Origin of the sequence: Amycolatopsis sp. cg13, from assembly GCF_041346965.1 — a bacterium.
Taxonomy (GTDB): domain Bacteria; phylum Actinomycetota; class Actinomycetes; order Mycobacteriales; family Pseudonocardiaceae; genus Amycolatopsis.
The window spans coordinates 2,815,771-2,832,812 of record NZ_CP166848.1; the positions used below are offsets into that span (position 1 = coordinate 2,815,771).

The window sequence follows — 17,042 nt, forward strand, 5'->3', positions numbered from 1 at the left end:
ACGGCGGCAGGCTCGCGAATTTCGCGAAGCCGGCCGCCGTCCGCGGCAGAACGATCAGTGCATCACGATGTCCGGCGGCACCTCGGTGTCGTTCTTCAGCGCGTCGAACATCTGCCCGGACTTCTTCTTGTCCCAGTGCTGCGCCGACGCGTCGGTGATCGGCACCGTCGTGGTCGTGACGCCGTCGGAGGAAATGCCGCGCATCGCGATCGCCAAGCCGACCAGGTTGTGCACGTGGTCGCCGGTGTCCATGGTCAGCGCGTCCGGCGCGGAGCCCAGCAGCGGGAAGAAGTCGAACGGATTCAACAGGGTCCCGGGGCTGGCGATCTGGCTGACCAGCGCCCCGATGAACTTGCGCTGGTTCGCCACCCGGTCGAGGTCCGAGCGCGGCGTCGCGTCGGCGTGGCGCATCCGGACGAAGCCGAGCGCCGAGCGGCCGTCGAGCTTCTGGCAGCCCGCCTTGATGTCGATGCCGGTCATCGGGTCGTTCATGTCCTTGTCGATGCACATGTCGACCCCGCCGATCGCGTCGACGATGTTCGCGAAGCCGCCGAAGCCGATCTCCGCGTAGTGGTCCATGCGCAGGCCGGTGGCCTGTTCGACCGTCTGGACCAGCAGTTTCGGCCCGCCGAGGGCGAACGCGGCGTTGATCTTGCTCGTGCCGTGGCCGGGGATCTTCACCTGCGAGTCGCGCGGCAGGCTCAGCAGCGTCGGTTTGGTCGAATTGTCCGGGATGTGGGCGATCATGATCGTGTCGGTACGCTGCCCGCCGGCCTCGCCCGAGTCACCGGTGGCCAGGCGCTCCTCGTCCGCGGCGGACAGGCCCTGGCGGCTGTCCGACCCGACGATCAGCCAGTTCGTGCCCGACGCGGCGGCCGGACGCCCGGAGTAGTCGCCGATCGCGTCCACCCGGTTGATGGTGAACTCCAGATACGCCCAGACCCCGGCGAGGAACAGCACGAACACGATGAGCAGCGTCATCAGGATCTTGCCGACGCTCCACCGGCGGCGACGGCGCGGCCGCGGCTGCCTGCCCCCGTACTCCGGCGGGTCCTGCCTCGGCGGCCCCGGCGGCGGGGGCGGGGCCTCGCCGCGCGCTCCCATCGGCCGGGTGCGGGCGTCATACGGGCTCTGCCCCCTGCCCGGCAGCGGCATCATCTGCGCCCGCTGCTGCTGGCGCGGGCGTGCGGGGGGCTGCGGTGGGCCGGGCGGCATCCGCCGCCTGCCGTCGTCGCCTCCGTACGTCATGGGCCTGTCTCCCCGATCCGGTGGTGCGTGGCCGCGCAGGCTCCTGCGCGGTCCTCCTGCGGTGGACGTGCGGGACCCTACGCGGGTTGTTCCGGCGGGGAGAGACGGCCTCAGCGCGGGTCGGCGAACCCGAACTGGTGGACCTTCAGATGCCCCGACCGGAACCCGGCCTCGGAGTAGGCGAGATAGAACTCCCACATCCGCCGGAACACGTCGTCGAACCCGAAGCCGCGGATGTCGTCCCAGCGCTGCTGGAAGCGGTCCCGCCACAGCTTGAGCGTGCGGGCGTAGTCCTGGCCGAACTCGCGCATCCCGGCCAGCTTCAGCCGGGTGTTCTCCCGCATCCCGTCCTCGATCGCCTGCACCGACGGGATGATGCCGCCGGGGAAGACGTACTTGTGGATCCACGTGTAGGACTTGGCCGAGGCCAGCATCCGGTCGTGGTCCATGGTGATCGCCTGCAGGCCGAACTGCCCGCCGGGGCGCAGGCGCTTGCCGATCGTGGAGAAGAACGTCGGCCAGTAGGACGCGCCGACCGCCTCGATCATCTCCACGCTGACCACCGAGTCGTACTCGCCGGTGGCCTCGCGGTAGTCGCACAGCCGCACGTCGACGCGGTCGGAAAGGCCCGCCTCGGCGATCCGGGCGTCCGCGAGCACCTTCTGCTCCCGCGAGATGGTCAGCGACGTGACCTTCGCGCCGCGCGAGGCCGCGCGGATGGACAGCTCGCCCCATCCGGTGCCGATCTCCAGCACCTCGCTGCCTTTGCGCACGCCGGCGTAGTCGAGCACGCTGTCGAGCTTGCGGTGCTGCGCCTGAGTGAGCGTGTCCCCGGGGCCGAAGAGCGCGGAGGAGTACATCATCGACTCGTCCAGGAACGCGCTGAACAAGTCGTTCGACAGGTCGTAGTGCCGGTGGATGTTCGACCGCGCGCCTTCGACGGTGTTTTCTTCCTCGGACGGCTGCATGCGCTCGGCGAACCGGCGGAACCGCTGCAGGAACGGCGGAACCAGCGTGGCCAGCCGTTCGGCGAACGGCGTGAGGACGCCGGCCAGGTCGTCCGCTGTCCAGTCGCCGACCAGGTACGCCTCGCCGAAGCCGATCTTCGCGTCGGCTCCGAGCCGGTGGAAGAACGCCGCGGGCCGGTGGATGCGCATCTCCGGCGCTTCCGGGCCGCCCGCGCCGAGCACGGTCCCGTCCGGGAACGTGACCCGCACGTCCAGCGATTTCACCGCGTGCCGGAACAGCGCCTCGGCCGCCCGCGCCCGCAACGGCGAGTGCGGCGGCGTGGCGAGACCGGGCCATCGGGATTCGTCGGGCACCGGCTGCGAGACCACTGCCGGATCGACTCGTGACGTGGACAAGACACTCCCTCCGAACGGGCTTTCGAGCCCTTCCCCATGATATTCCCGCTTCGTCCCGACTGCCTTCGCGACCGGGCCGCGCCGTCGGATTACCCCGGGATGCGCAGCCGGTCGCCGGAAGGGCGGGACCAGGCCTGACGGAGAGTCTCGTCCGTCTCGCCCACTCCGATCCGGTCCAGTGTGAAAGCACACATCAGCCGGGTCCAGACCGCGGGACGGCGGAGCATCGAATGGCCTTCCCCGGCGATCTCGAACCGCGCCACCAGGTCGGTGACCTCGCGGGCGCGCGCGGCGAAGGCGTAGGACTCGGCGGGCGAGGTCATCCGGTCGCGGGTGCCGTGCGCGATCAGCACCGCGCGGCCCGCGACGGCGTCCACCGGCTCGCCCTGCGGCGTCCACGGGGCCATCGCGCACACCCCGGTCACCGCCGGATCGTCGGCGACGCGCAGCGCGACGCGGCCGCCCATGGAATGGCCGACGAGGACCACCGGGAGCCCGGGATGGTCGGCGCGGATTTGTTCCAGCGCCCAGCGCGCGTCCGGGATCGGGCTTTCCATCCGGTCGTTCCAGCCGTACAGCCGGTTCCGCATCAGCCGGACTTCCAGGCCGTGCCGCCGTCCGGCCCGGTGCAGCGAACGGGCCAGCGGCACCATGCGCTGATACGCCAGCCGCCACGGCTGGACGACCGCGGTGCTGCGTTCGGCCCCGCCGTGCAATACGAGCGCCACCGCGCGGGTCTGCCCGGGGGCCCGCCACACCCGCACGGCCGGATCCGCCTGGCCGTCTTGCCGTTTCCCGTTCACCGGCACCCCCATTCCGATCAACTCCACGGTAATCCACCACGAAGCGTGTCCACCCGATAGATTCGGTGCCCGGACCCGCGAGGAAGGGCAGGTGTGGTGAGCGCCACGGATCTCGTGAAGAGCACTTCGGACCATCTTGCGGCGGCAGCGGAGGCCAATGCCGCGCAGGTGTCCGCCGCCGCGGACCTGCTGCTGGGGGTGATCCGGGCCGACGCGCTGGTCTTCACCGCGGGCGCCGGGCACTCGCTGGCCGCGGTCGCCGAGACGTTCTATCGCGCGGGCGGGCTCGCCTGCGTGTATCCGGTGTACCACCCGGAACTGCTGCCGCTGCACGGCGCGCAGCACAGCACGCGCACCGAGCGCCGTTCCGGGCTCGCCGACGAGGTGCTGGCCGAACGCGCGCCGGGAGCCGACGACGTGCTGGTCGTGTTCTCCACGTCCGGCGTGAACCCGTACCCGGTCGAACTGGCCGCCGGTGCGCGCCGCCGGGGTGCCGCGGTGATCGCGGTGACGTCGCGGGCGTGCGTAGCCGCCGCGCCGCGCCGGTCTCCCACGACGTTGGTCGAGGAAGGCAGTGTGGTGCTGGATTCGCTGGTGATTCCCGGCGATGCCAGCTATCCGGCGTCCGCGCCGCGCACCGGGCCACTGTCCACTGTGGTCAACGCGTTTCTGTGGAACCTGATCCTGGCCGAGGTTTACGACCGGGGCATCGCCGAGGGGCTCGACGTTCCGCTGTGGCGCAGCTCCAATGTGGAGGGTGGCGACGCGGCGAACACGGCGCTGCTGGCCAAATACGAACCCCGGGTTCCCGCTCTGCGCTGACCCCGTTCGCCGGTGCCCGCGCAAGGGCGCACAAGGTACGTGAGGGGAACCCTGAGGGAATCAGATTCCCTCAGGGTTCCCCTCACGTACGTTTGATGCGGCGAAGCGGGGTCGGCGGGCGTTATGCCGCGGCGGGTTCTTCCGAGAACTGCGTGTGGTACAGCTCCGCGTACCGGCCTTCCTTCGCCAGCAGTTCGTCGTGCGTGCCGCGTTCCACGATGTCCCCGTTTTCCACCACCAGAATCAGATCCGCCGCCCGCACGGTCGACAGCCGGTGCGCGATCACCAGCGACGTGCGGCCTTCCAGGGCACCGGTGAGCGCTTCGCCCACCGCGGCCTCGGATTCCGAATCCAGGTGGGCGGTCGCCTCGTCCAGCACCACGACCTTGGGCTGTGCCAACAGCAATCGCGCGATGGTGAGCCGCTGCCGTTCGCCGCCGGAGAGCCGGTAGCCGCGTTCGCCGACGGTCGTGTCCAGTCCGTCCGGCAGCGAGTGCACCAGATCGCCCAGCCGGGCCTTTTCCAGCGCGGCCCAGATCTCGTCGTCCGTGACCTCCGGACGCGCGTAGCTCAGGTTGGAGCGGATCGTGTCGTGGAACAGATGTCCGTCCTGGGTCACCACGCCGACGGTTTCGCGCAGCGAAGCGAAACTCAGGTCCTTGACGTCCACATCGGACAGCCGCACCGATCCGGCGTCCACGTCGTACAGCCGCGGCAGCAGCGAAGCGATCGTCGACTTGCCCGCACCGGACGATCCGACCAGTGCGACCATCTGCCCGGCCTCCGCGCGGAAGCTGAGGCCGTGCAGCACTTCTTCGCCGCCTCGGCTGTCCAAAGTGGCCACGTCCTCCAGCGAGGCGAGCGAGAACTTGTCTGCCGCCGGGTACCCGAACCGGACGTCGGAGAACTCCACCGAAACGCCGCCCTCAGGCAGCTTCTTCGGCTCGGCCGGTTCCTTGATCATCGGCTCCAGGTCCAGCACCTCGAAGACCCGCTCGAACGACACCAGTGCGGTCATCACGTCCACGCGCACGTTCGCGAGCGCGGTCAGCGGCGTGTACAGCCGGGTCAGCAGCAGCGCCAGCGCCACCACGGTGCCCGGTTCAAGCTTCCCGGTGAGCGCCAGGTAGCCGCCGAGGCCGTAGACGAGCGCCTGCGCGAGCGCGGACACGAGCGTCAGGCTCGTCATGAACCAGCGCGTCAGCATCGCGGTGCGCACGCCGATGTCGCGCACGCGTCCGGCGCGGAGGCCGAAGTCGGCGACCTCCTGGCGCGGCCGGCCGAACAGCTTCACCAGCGTGGCCCCCGGCGCGGAAAACCGTTCGGTCATCTGCGTGGTCATCCCGGCGTTGAGTTGCGCGGCCTCGCGCTGCAGTCCGGCCATGCGACGGCCGAGCCGCCGGGCGGGCAGTACGAAAATCGGCAACAGCACCAGCGCGACGAGCGTGACCTGCCACGAGAGCGACACCATCACGATCAGCGACAGCACCAGCTGGATCACGTTGGTGACCAAACCGGACAAAGTCGCGGTGAAGGTGCGCTGCGCGCCGATCACGTCGTTGTTGAGCCTGCTGACCAGCGCACCGGTGCGAGTGCGGGTGAAGAACGCGATCGGCAGCTTCTGCACGTGCTCGAACACCGCCACGCGCAGGTCGAGGATGATGCCCTCGCCGATCCGCGCGGACTGCCAGCGTTCGGCGAGGCCGAGCCCGGCGTCGAGGATCGCCAGCACCGCGATCACGACCGACAGCCAGATCACCGCGTTCAGCTCGTGCCCGCCGACGATCGCGTCGACCACCTTGCCCGCGAGCACCGGCGTCGTCACGGCGAGCACCGCCGAGATCACGGTGAGCACCAGGAAGGCCAGCAGCCGCTTCCAGTGCGGCCGGGCGAACCGCGCGACCCGGCGGACCGTGCCCCGGGTCAGCGCTTTCGGCGCGTCGCCCGCCCGCATGGCGGAGCTCAGCAGCGCCCAAGTGTTGTCCATTGGAGTGTCCCCCAGCTCGTGAAAACCTCTAGATTAGTTGAACTTTTTTCCGGAGATGACCTGCACAACACCGGGACGCCCGGCATTCTTCCCGATGTCCGCGAAGGACTCCCCGGTGGACTCAGATTCCCCGCAGGAGCCCCTCAGGGACCTTGGGCGCGGGCGCGGCACGGGCGGTGCGGGACGGCGGGGCCCGGCTCGGTAGCCTGGCGTTTCGGGGTCGGCGAGCCGGGGAGGAAACGCGGGTGCAACTGCTGATGGCCCCTGCGCGGGCCGGAACAGCCCATCCCGTGCGCGTCGTCGCGTGGGATCTCGTCTTTTATCTCGGCTGCTTCGCCTTCGCGCTCGGCACCGCGCTCGCTTCGGAGTTCTACGGCTACCGGATCTGGGGCAATTTCGCCGTCGCCGGATACGGATTGGCCGCCGCGCACAGCGCCTGGCTGATGATTTCCGCGCGGCGCGGAATGCAAACTAAAGGCAAATTCGGTTCCCGCTGGATCGGAATCGGCGCGGTTGTCGTGCTCGCGATGTGCGCGCCGTTGCTGATGCTCGTGATCCGGCGGCTGACCGGAACGGACTGGCTGATCACCCCGTTCTCCTGGGCCGCGCAGCCCGAGGTGTGGGTGATCGAACGCAGCGCGGATCTGTTGCTGCGGCACGGAACCCCGTACGTCGACTTCGCAACACTCGGCCGCGCACCGGAAGTGAACGACTACACCCCGTACGGCCCGGTGATGACCGTCTTCGGGCTGCCGCGCGCGCTGCTCGGCGGCAATCCGGTCCTCAATGCACTGACCGACGCGCGCTGGATGTTCGCGCTCGCCGCGGTGATCTGCGCGTACGCGTCCTGGCGGCTGCTGAACCGGCCTCGTATTCCGGTTTTCGCCGCACAGCTCGCGATCGCCTGTCCGCTCACCGCCCTGACCTGGGCGGTCGCCGGCCCGGACCTCGCGATCGTGGGCCTGCTCGTGCTGACGTTCGCGCTGGCTTCTTCCGGCCGTCCAGGGTGGACTGGTTTCGTGCTGGCGCTGGTGATCAGCGCGAAACTCATCGTCGCGCCGGCGGCCGCGGTGCTCGCGGTATTCGTTTACCGGCGGGCGCGCGGCGAAAATCCTTGGGCCGCAACAGGTCGTTTCGCGGGCGCGCTGGCCGCGACGACGATCGCGCTGCATCTGCCGGTGTATCTGGCGAACCCGGCGGCGTTCACCGAGCACGTGATCCGCTTCCCGCTCGGCATGGGCGCGGTCCGCTCCCCCGCGGCGAGCCCGCTGCCCGGGCATCTGATCGCACAGGCCGGACCGGCCGGCACCGCGATTTCCCTGGTACTGGTGGGTGTTGCGGCGGTGGCGATGCTGATCTGGCTGGCACGCCGGCCCCCCGCGACGGGATCCGCTGCACTGACGCGAACCGCCGTCGGACTCGGCGCGTTGATCCTTCTCACTCCGGCCACCCGGTACGGCTACCTCGTGTACCCGCTGGTACTCCTCGGCGCCGCGCTGACCTTCCGGGATTCCGGACCGACCGCGCGCCCCCCGCGCAACGGCCGCGCTGACGCTACTTCTTCTTGACCCGCGTGGCCCCGCCGCGCCCCCGCAGCTGGACCCCGGACTCCGACAGCACCCGGTGGACGAACCCGTAGGACCGTCCGGTGGATTCGGCCAGCGCCCGGATGCTCGAGCCCTTCTCGTATTTCTTCTTCAGGTCAGCGGCCAGCTTGTCGCGCGTGTTGCCGGTGATCCGCGCGCCTTTCTTGAGATCAGCCACGTCGATCGCCTTCCCGCCGAGTGGTTGTTCCGGGCCATTCGCGGCCCCTGCCGGGGCAATGATCGAACACTACGCGCCGGATTGCCAGACGACAGCCGTAAAACGATCGAAACCGCGATCACATTGGGCCATTCCAGTGCTTTGCCCGACACGGTAAGCACCCGAACGGACGCACTCGGTCAGGCAAGCTGGACAAGTTCAAGATAATCCGCGGACCAGTGGTCCTCGGTGCCGTCCGGAAGCAGGATCACGCGCTCGGGTTCGAGCGCCTCGACCGCGCCCGGGTCGTGCGTCACCAGCACGACGGCGCCGGCGAAGCTGCGCAGCGCGTCGAGCACCTGCGCGCGGCTGGCCGGGTCCAGGTTGTTCGTCGGTTCGTCCAGCAGCAGCACATTGGCTTGGCTGGACACGAGTCCAGCGAGCGCGAGCCGGGTCTTCTCGCCGCCGGACAGCGTTCCGGCGGGCTGGTCGAGCTGTTCGCCGGTGAACAGGAAGGACCCGAGCAGGTTCCGCAGCTCCTGCGCGCCGGTGTCCGGCGCGAGATGGCGGATGTTTTCCCACACCGACGCTTCGTGGTCGAGAGTTTCGTGTTCCTGTGCGTAATAGCCCAAACGCAATCCGTGACCCGGTTCGACGGATCCGGTGTCCGGCGTTTCCATTCCGCCGAGCAACCGGAGCAATGTCGTCTTTCCGGCGCCGTTCAATCCGAGCACCACGACCTTCGAGCCGCGGTCGATCGCCAGATCGACGCCGGTGAAGATCTCGAGCGAACCGTACGACTTGGACAATCCGTCCGCGGTCAGCGGCGTGCGCCCGCACGAAGCGGGCTCCGGGAACTTGATCCGGGCGACCTTGTCCGCCTGGCGCGTCTCGTCGAGCGAGGAGAGCATCTGCTCCGCGCGCCGGGCCATGTTCTTGGCCGCGACGGCCTTGGTCGCCTTCGCGCCGAGCTTCGCGGCCTGCGCCTGCAGCGCGGACGCCTTCTTCTCGGCGTTCGCGCGCTCGCGGCGGCGGCGCTTCTCGTCGGTGGCGCGCGCGTCGAGGTAGCGCTGCCAGCTCATGTTGTAGATGTCGATCTCGCCGCGCGTGGCGTCGAGGAACCACACCTTGTTCACGACGTCGCCGAGCAGTTCGACGTCGTGGCTGATCACCACGAGGCCGCCGTCGTGCTGCTTGAGGAAGCCGCGCAGCCAGTTGATCGAGTCGGCGTCCAGGTGGTTGGTGGGCTCGTCCAGCAGCAGGATCGTCTCGGATTTGCCGCCGGCGCCCGCCTCGGCGGCGGCGAACAGGATCCGCGCCAGCTCGACGCGGCGGCGCTGACCGCCCGACAGGGTGCTCAGCGTCTGGGCGAGGATGCGGTCGGCGAGGCCGAGGTTCGAGCAGATCCGCGCCGCTTCGCTCTCCGCGGCGTACCCGCCGAGCGAGGAGAACCGCTCCTCGAGCCGCGCGTAGCGGTTGATCGCCTTGTCCCGCTGCTTGTCGTCGACCAGCTCGGACATGGCGGTCTGCGCTTTTTCCATGTCGCGCAGCAGGGTGTCGAGGCCGCGCGCGGACAGCACGCGGTCCTTCGCGGTGACCGACAGGTCGCCCTCGCGCGGGTCCTGCGGCAGGTAGCCGAGTTCGCCGCTGCGGCGGACGTCGCCGGCGTGCGGTTCGCCCTCGCCCGCGAGGACTTTGAGCGAGGTGGTCTTGCCCGCGCCGTTGCGGCCGACGAGGCCGATGCGGTCGCCGGACTGGATGCGGAGGGTGGCGCCGTTGAGCAGGATGCGCGAACCGGCGCGCAGCTCAAGGCCAGTGGCCGTGATCAAGAGAACTCCCGGATACGGGGGCGGTCGATGGACGTGCTGGAGCGCCCCGGCACCGCGTGCGATGCGGGGCGGGCGGTTATTCTCTCTGAATCCGCACGAATGCCCTGATGACCACGAGCCCAGTGTACGGGTCGGCGTCGAACGGTTTTCGCGGCCGTGTCCGGATTCACTCCGGCGCCGCTGTCGGATCCCTCACCACCAGCTCCACCGCGCGTGCCCGCTGCGCCGCCTCGCGGCGCGGTTCGGGGATCTCCAGCACGCGCAGCTCCGCCCGGTCGAACAGCTTGGCGAGCCGTCGATCGGCGCGCAGTTCGTCGAGTGCCCGGCGGTCTCCGCCAAGCACCACAGCGTCCACTTCGGACCGTGGCGCCCGCACTCGGCGAGGCAGAAGTTCGACTGTCAGCCCTGGGTGTTCGCCTTAAGTTCGCGACAGTCCAAACGGGACAGTCGTGGCGTCGCTTTCGGCGGCGACGTGCACTTGAGCGTGCGCCCGTCCGCCGCCTGCGACCTGCCGTGCCGGATACGGTACGGGGCCGCCGCACCTGGCGACGGCCCCGCATCCTTCTCAGGCGAGCTGAGGCCGCACCGGCCCCGTGGTCACCGTCTTGTGCACGTCCGCCGGATGCCCGGCCGCGACGTACCCGTTGACGTGCAGCGAAACGCTGCGGATCGAACCGGTGTCGCCGCCCGCGGTGTCGACGACCTTCAACGTCCAGGTCCCGTCCGCCGACGTGCCCGCCTGGGTCTGCGGCGTCACCGGCCGGTAGGTGCCGGTGAACGGCGCGTCCGCGGACCCGGTCGAGCTGAACAGCTTGGTCGCGGAATCGTCGAAGACCACCTGGCAGAGGTTGTTGCCGCTGCCGCCGCCCTTCTGGAACAGCGTCGCCGTCGCGCCGGACGGCGACGTCAGCGTGCCGACCAGGTCGTTCACGTAGGTGTGGTCGATGCCGACCGTGGTCGCCTTCTCCGCGGCGGTGCAGGTGGCGCCGTCGATCGAGAGCGACACCTTCGAGGCGGGGCCGACGCCGCTCACCACGAGCGGAACCGACGCGCCGAGCGGCGAGTTGTCCGGAATCGCGACCACCGGACCGGCGTAGGCGAAGGCCTGCGAAACCGGCGACGGCGTGCCGACCGGCAGCGAATACGTGCTGGTGCGCGGCGAGTACGAGCCCGCGAACGTCACCTTCGCGTTGAGCACCACCGGCGAGCCGAGCTGCTGACTGGCCGGAACTGTGACGGTGAAGTCGTTGATTCCGGTCTGTCCCGGGCTGATCGTGCCGTACGACTTCGCGCGCGGTTCGATCGTGACGCCCTGAGTCGGCGAAGTGAGCACGACGCTCGTGGACACCGCGGTGCCGTCGCCGGTGTTCTTCACCGGCAGCGTGACCGTCGCGGTGTCACCGGGGTTGAGCGTGCTGCCGCCGTTGGGTCCGCGGACCGTCGGCTGCCCGGCCTCCGCGTACGGCTGCGGGCTGGCTCCGGTGTACGCCAACACCTTGTCCGCCAACAAAATTCCGGCACCAGTGAGATTGTCCGTGCCCGGCGCTTCGATGTCCACCGCGGTCTTCAGAAACGCATCGCGAATGTCCGAAGAGGACAGTCCAGGGTTGCCGGACAGCACCAGGCTCGCGATCGCGGCCGCGTGCGGGGCGGCGGCCGAGGTGCCGAAGAACGGGTCGAACCCGCTCACCGAGGTGCGCACGCCGTCCGCGGCGGTGATTTCCGGCTTCTGCCGTACTTCTCCGCCGGTGGAGGACACGTTGCCCGGGGTGATCGGCGTTCCGTTGGCCTCGTAGAACACGCGTCGCGGACCGTCCGAGCTGAACCGTTCGGCCTTGCTGGCAGCGGAATACGCCGCCGGATACGGTCCGGTCGGGTTCGCCGGATCGCCCGGTTCGAGCGGCCGTCCGAACGCCGCCTCGGCCGGCGCCGCGGCCACCGCGAACGCCTTGCGCGCCGCCGCGTGGCCGACGACCGCGCCCGGCGTGGAGTACGCCTTGAGCCCGTCCGCGGAGTCGCGGAACCGGCTGCCGAACGCGGTCAGCGAGAGATACCGGCTGGCCCCGGAGAACTTGACCACGGCGAGCCGCAGGCCGGTTCCGCCGAACACCGGGGTGGCCAGCTGCTCGTACGGGTCCTGGGTGCCGTTCTGGACGTCCTGGCTGAAGCTCACGACGTTGCCGCGCGCGTCGAGGAGGTAGAGGTCGTAGTCGTCGGCGGCCGCGCCGAGCGGGTCGGACCAGTGCAGCGTCACCGGGATGTTGGCCGACGACGCGTCCGAGATCGGCTCGAACACCTGCTTTCCGGCCGTGCCCGCGAAGTTGTGCGCCGTGCCGGCGTATTTGCCGATCGAGGTTCCGGAATCGACGAAATCGCCTTCCCAGTGCGCCGCGGTGCCGTCGGCGACGTTGCCCTCGTTGCCCGCGGAGGAGAAGTAGAGCGCGCCGTCGGCGGTCACGTCGTTCACCGCTTGCGCGATGATCCAGTCCTGGAACGGGGATTCCTTGAAGTAAATGACGTCGTCGACGATGACGTCGCAATGCGCTTCGAAACGGAGCTTGCGGATGTTGTCGGCGAAACTCGCGTCGGAGGTGAATGCCGTGGCGAAACCGAGCTTCGCGTTCGGGGCGAGGTCGTGGATGATCTCCAGCATCGCGGTGCCCTCGTCGCCGCTGCCCGCTTGTCCGGCCAGGACATCGACCGCCGGAAGCTCGCCCTTAGTGCGCGAAACCTCGAGCGAATCGACCCCGTCGGACAGCGCACACGCCTTCACGCCGGTGCCGGTCACGCCGAACTGCTGGCGCGCGGTGTCCGCGTTGTGCGCCCGGTCGCCCGCGCTGACGACCTGCGTTTTGGTGCCGATCGCTTCCTTCAGCTGCCGGTCGATGCGGTCGGCCTTCTGCTGCTTGGTTTCCTTGTCGTCTTTGGTGTTTTCGCGCTGCCGCGCCGTCATCGCCTGATCCGCGGTCTCGACGTGCTTCACGTCGCCGCGCTGCGCGATCTCCGGCAAGGCGGTCAACGGAACCTCGGCGCGGATGCTCGCCGCCGTGCTCGACACCGCGCGTACCTCGGCTCCCGCTTTGCGCAGGTCGTTGACGAGCCCGTCGCTGACCTTCGTGACGCGGATGTCGACCAGCGCTTTGTCCGCGGTCTTGGCGATTCCCGGCAACGCGGCCGCACTCAGGCTCCGCGTGCGCATTTTCTCCTGGACGAGCAGCTTACTGTCTATTTTGGACTCAGTCGCGGTCTGTCCTGCTTTGACAGCCTGCAATGCCGCGATCTGGCTTTTCGCAGTGGAGTCCACAGTGGACTCCTGCGCTCCGGCGATGGGCGGGGTCGCCAGCCCGGCGGCGAGCACCGCCGCGGCGACCACGCCCGTCCGTCTTCTGGCGGTCCTGGTCGAGGCTCCAGGTGAACGGGTACGACGCACGTGCGCCTCCGATCTCACACCGCGTGCCCCGACTCACGCTGGCCAACGCCGGTGATCACCGGCTGGATCCAGCTAAGTACCACTTCTGTCCGGGAAAAACGGCCGTTGGGGTGACGTTGGGCAGGCAATATCCGTTGCCCGCCGGACGTCGTAGGCCGTTCGGCCGCATCCGCCCGGGTCCGCACGGGAGCGGGCCCGCCAACCCCGAGTTCCCGTGCCGAGGGATTTCAGCCGGCTCCGCGGGCGCGTTTGAGGCCCGCCCGCCCGGCAGGAGCCGGGTGCGCGGTCCGTGAAAGCGGCCAGCGTCCGCGAGGGGACCCTTCACGGACCTAGCCCTCCCCACCAGAGGTTGAGCCGAGCGGCCCCGGCCCGCCGACCATCCACAAAGGACGCCATCGGCGAAATGTCCGATTCATGCCCGCGGGGACAGTTTCCGTGGGTACGTGAGGGGAACCCTGAGGGAATCAGATTCCCTCAGGGTTCCCCTCACGTACGGCACTGAAGTCCTTTATGGACACTCAACCGCGGGAGCCGCGCCCGCCTTGCTCCTGCTGCCCGCGCACAACTCCAGCCACATGATGCGCAACCCGACCCGCCCCTCCACCGGATGCTGAAACGCTCCCGGCGCGACCCCCAGCGTCACAAACCCCAAACTCTCGTACAACCGAATCGCGTGCACATTGGTCTCCACCACCGCATTGAACTGAACCGCCGCGAACCCGGCCCGCCGCGCCCACGAGATCAGGTCGACCACCAAAGCCCGCCCCACGCCGGAGCCGCGCGCGTCCCGCGACACCATCAAGCTCCCCGAAGCGACATGGCTCCCCGGGCCAGGCCGGTTCGCGTACATGTTCGCCGTGCCCAGCACCCGATCCCCGTCAACCGCGACCACCACCCGTGCCGGGGCGGGCACCAGCCACCGTTGACGGGCGTCCGGTTCGCTCATCGCCGGGTCGTAGGGAAAGGTCTGCTGCTCGGTCACCACGTCCCGGATGATCGGCCAGATCCCCGGCCAATCGTCGGCGCCAGCGTCCCGGATCACCAAAGGCATCTGCCTACCGTGCTCATCAGACACCCGTAACCGCAACCTATTTACAACACAAAGGAATCCGACCAAGGCTGACTCGACCGCCCCGACAGCGCGTCCAGCAGCGTCACTGCCTGCTTGTCCGTCAGCGAAGCCACGAAGTCCACCACCGCCCGGCCGCGAGCCAGCCCGCGCACCGCGTCCGCGCCTTCGATTCGCTCGCCGGTCGCGCCGACCAGCAACTCTGGCGCGGTTCGGGCCAAGTCCGAGTATTCGCCGTGGGCCAGTTCCAGCAGGTCGTGCAGCCGACGGGGCAGCCGGGAGGCCTCGTCGCGGTCCAGGAGCCAGGCGTCCAGCGCGTCCACCAACGTCGTGACCAGGCTAGCTTGCCCCCGCTGATGCAGGGCGAGATCGGGGCGCAGCAACACAAACCGCCGGTGGACGAACTTCAGGACCTGCACCTCGTGCCACTGCGCGGGCCGCAGCGAGACGTGGCCGGACCGCGTCGGGGGCGACGACAGGACGAAAACTCCGTCCACCAGCCGCGCCATCCAGTTCGCCGAGAACGCGGCGGTCGCTTGTTCGGCTTCGGTCGAGCCGTCGAAGCCGTCGGCGAGCAGGCCGTCGACCAGTTCGCGTTGGACTCGCGCGACGGCCGCGGCGAAGGCGTCGTCGTCCACGATCCAGCTGTCTTTCAGGTGCATCCGGCGGCGCATCCGCTCCAGGGAACGGCCCGGTCGGCGGATTTCCGCGGTCAGCCGGGCATCGTCCAAAGAGGCCAGATCGACGGCGTGCGCCAGCCACTCCCCCAGCTCCGCAGCGACGGGCGCGTGCTGCAGGACGCCGATGCGGTGGAAATCCTGCAGGTCGTGGATCGCGTACGCGATGTCGTCGGCAGTGTCCATAACGGACGCTTCCACCGTCTGCTGCCACGGCTCGATCCGCCCGGCGAACGGGGCGCGCGCCTGCTCGAAGTCGTCCAATTCCGTGACATAGGCGGAAAACTTGCTCGCACCGGTGCCGGGCGCATCGTCGGGTTCGGCAGCACCGCGAGGCTGCGACGGCATTTCGGTCGGATGCGGAAGCGGGTAATGCAGCCGGGCCCACGGGTACTTCAGGACCGCGGCGCGGACGGCGGTCGTCAGGTCCAAGCCGATGGCGGACGGGCCGCGCACGTCCGTCGTCGTGATGATGCGGAACGACTGCGCGTTGCCCTCGAAACCGTCGGCGAGGCCGAACCGGTGCCGCGCGATCCGGTCCAGGGTCTGCTCGCCGAGATGCCCGAACGGCGGGTGCCCGAGGTCGTGCGCGAGCGCGGCGGCCTCGCACGCGTCCGGGTCGCAGCCGCCGAGTTTCGCGGCCAGTTCGGCCGACTCGCTCGACCCGGTGATCCGCTCCGCGATCCCGCGCGCGACCTGCGCGACCTTCAGGCTGTGCGTCAGCCGGTTGTGCAGCAGCCCGGCCCCGCCGGCGCTGACCACCTGGGTGACCCCGCCGAGCCGCGCGAAGAACGGCGACGCGGTGATCCGGTCGCGGTCGACGCGGAACGGGCTGGTCGCCAGATCGGTGAACCCGCCTGCCCCGTTCGCCGGGTCGCGGCGCGCTGCCCTCGGATCGGTCTCGTCCATGTGTCCCACCGTATCCGCCCGTCCGGCAGGATTGCGGGATGACCGACGTGCTGGTGGCGGGCGGCGGCCCGGCCGGACGGGCGCTGGCGGCCGCGTGCGCCCGGCGCGGGCTGGAAACGGCCGTGCTCGACCCGGATCCGCACCGAAAGTGGCCGAACACTTACGGACTGTGGGCGGACGAAGTGCCTGAGCTGCCGGGCAAAGCCGTCGCGGCGGCTCCGGCGGCGACGCTCGCGTTCGGAACCCGCGAGCACCGCGTCGACCGGGCGTATCGGGTGCTCGACAACGCCGGTCTGCGCGAGTGGCTCACTGAGCCGACAGTCGAGGTCATTCCGGGCAAGGTGACCGGTGCGGAACATGGTCCGCACGGTTCGACGGTCCTGCTCGCGGACGGTCGGCGGATGGCGGCGGCGGTGTTCGTCGACGCGTCCGGCGCGCCCAAGCTGCGTGCCCCGCGCGCCGAGCAGACCGCGTACGGGCTCGTGCTGCCCGCAGACCAAGCCGAGCGACTGGTTCCGGCCGACACCGCGGTGTTCATGGACTGGCGCGACGGCACGGACAGCTTCCGTTACCTGCTGCCTCTCGGCGACGGCTCCGTACTGGTCGAGGAGACGTCGCTGGCCCGCAAGCCCGGACTCCCGGTGCCCGAACTGGCCCAGCGGCTGCACACCCGGCTCAAAGCGGAGGGAATCCGTCCCGCAGGGCGGGTCGAGCGGGTGCGGATCGTGCTCGACGTCCCGCTGCCGAAGCGCGGCCAGGCGGTGCCGTTCGGGGTCGCGGGCGGGCTTGTGCACCCGGCGACCGGCTACAGCCTCGCGAGCGCATTGCAGCTCGCGCCTCGCGTCGCGGATGCTCTCGCGGACTCGTTCGACGCGGGTCCAGCGGCAGCGGCTCGCGCGGCCCGGAAGGCATTGTGGCCGGCCGATGCGCGCGCGGTGCATGCCTTGCGCCGCCACGGACTCCGTGCATTGTGCGGAATGTCACCTGCCCAGTCGGCGCAATTTTTCGACCTGTTCTTCGATCTTCCGGTCCCGGCGCAGCGCGCGTTCGCCTCGGGCCGCGCCGACCTTCCCGGCACCGCCGCGACCATGGCAAACCTGTTCCGCACGGCCCCGGCCGGGATCCGCCGGAGGTTGCTCGGCTGACGCGGCGCCGGGAATT

General features: G+C 69.8%; 12 protein-coding genes and 2 pseudogenes. 3 read left to right on the forward strand and 11 right to left on the reverse strand.

Annotated features, from left to right (window positions below; all coding sequences use genetic code 11):
* Positions 1–54: 54 nt before the first annotated feature.
* From AB5I40_RS12675 to AB5I40_RS12685, 3 genes are all read right to left on the reverse strand, one after another.
* Complete coding sequence (locus AB5I40_RS12675) at positions 55–1,248, reverse strand: LCP family protein (RefSeq protein ID WP_370938698.1); 1,194 nt, start codon at positions 1,246–1,248, stop codon at positions 55–57.
* 110 nt (positions 1,249–1,358) lie between these two features.
* On the reverse strand, positions 1,359–2,612 hold the full coding sequence (locus AB5I40_RS12680; protein ID WP_370938699.1) for a class I SAM-dependent methyltransferase: 1,254 nt from the start codon (positions 2,610–2,612) through the stop codon (positions 1,359–1,361).
* Between the two features lie 89 nt (positions 2,613–2,701).
* Complete coding sequence (locus AB5I40_RS12685) at positions 2,702–3,427, reverse strand: alpha/beta hydrolase (protein ID WP_370940501.1); 726 nt, start codon at positions 3,425–3,427, stop codon at positions 2,702–2,704.
* An 81-nt stretch (positions 3,428–3,508) separates the two neighbouring features.
* Between AB5I40_RS12685 and AB5I40_RS12690 the strand changes: the two genes are divergently transcribed.
* A complete protein-coding gene (locus tag AB5I40_RS12690) occupies positions 3,509–4,237 on the forward strand; it encodes a sugar isomerase domain-containing protein (RefSeq protein ID WP_370938700.1) in 729 nt (242 codons plus the stop codon).
* 121 nt (positions 4,238–4,358) lie between these two features.
* Here AB5I40_RS12690 and AB5I40_RS12695 read toward each other — a convergent pair whose 3' ends face one another.
* Positions 4,359–6,224, reverse strand: a complete 1,866-nt coding sequence (locus AB5I40_RS12695) for an ABC transporter ATP-binding protein (RefSeq protein WP_370938701.1) — start codon at positions 6,222–6,224, stop codon at positions 4,359–4,361.
* Positions 6,225–6,481: 257 nt separating this feature from the next.
* Between AB5I40_RS12695 and AB5I40_RS12700 the strand changes: the two genes are divergently transcribed.
* Positions 6,482–7,792: a glycosyltransferase 87 family protein gene (locus AB5I40_RS12700; protein ID WP_370940502.1), complete on the forward strand. Its 1,311-nt coding sequence runs from the start codon at positions 6,482–6,484 to the stop codon at positions 7,790–7,792.
* On the opposite strand, the gene AB5I40_RS12705 is transcribed toward AB5I40_RS12700, so the two are convergent.
* The 7 genes and pseudogenes from AB5I40_RS12705 to AB5I40_RS12735 form a co-directional block, all read right to left on the reverse strand.
* The gene (locus AB5I40_RS12705) at positions 7,779–7,988 is read right to left on the reverse strand and encodes a helix-turn-helix domain-containing protein (RefSeq protein ID WP_003071237.1); all 210 of its coding nucleotides are present in this window, start codon (positions 7,986–7,988) and stop codon (positions 7,779–7,781) included. The two genes, AB5I40_RS12700 and AB5I40_RS12705, sit on opposite strands and share 14 nt — an antisense overlap.
* A gap of 179 nt (positions 7,989–8,167) precedes the next feature.
* A complete protein-coding gene (locus AB5I40_RS12710; RefSeq protein WP_370940503.1) occupies positions 8,168–9,142 on the reverse strand; it encodes an ABC-F family ATP-binding cassette domain-containing protein in 975 nt (324 codons plus the stop codon).
* Between the two features lie 75 nt (positions 9,143–9,217).
* Positions 9,218–9,805: pseudogene (locus AB5I40_RS12715) on the reverse strand (ATP-binding cassette domain-containing protein); the annotation flags it as partial.
* A gap of 157 nt (positions 9,806–9,962) precedes the next feature.
* Positions 9,963–10,172, reverse strand: a pseudogene (locus AB5I40_RS12720) (Vms1/Ankzf1 family peptidyl-tRNA hydrolase); the annotation flags it as partial.
* 189 nt (positions 10,173–10,361) lie between these two features.
* Complete coding sequence (locus tag AB5I40_RS12725) at positions 10,362–13,169, reverse strand: S8 family serine peptidase (protein ID WP_370938702.1); 2,808 nt, start codon at positions 13,167–13,169, stop codon at positions 10,362–10,364.
* Positions 13,170–13,734: 565 nt separating this feature from the next.
* A complete protein-coding gene (locus AB5I40_RS12730; protein WP_370938703.1) occupies positions 13,735–14,277 on the reverse strand; it encodes an N-acetyltransferase family protein in 543 nt (180 codons plus the stop codon).
* A gap of 41 nt (positions 14,278–14,318) precedes the next feature.
* On the reverse strand, positions 14,319–15,881 hold the full coding sequence (locus AB5I40_RS12735) for a deoxyguanosinetriphosphate triphosphohydrolase family protein (protein WP_370938704.1): 1,563 nt from the start codon (positions 15,879–15,881) through the stop codon (positions 14,319–14,321).
* 38 nt (positions 15,882–15,919) lie between these two features.
* Between AB5I40_RS12735 and AB5I40_RS12740 the strand changes: the two genes are divergently transcribed.
* Positions 15,920–17,026 (forward strand): lycopene cyclase family protein, encoded by a 1,107-nt coding sequence (locus AB5I40_RS12740; RefSeq protein ID WP_370938705.1) that lies wholly within the window; start codon positions 15,920–15,922, stop codon positions 17,024–17,026.
* Positions 17,027–17,042: the final 16 nt, after the last annotated feature.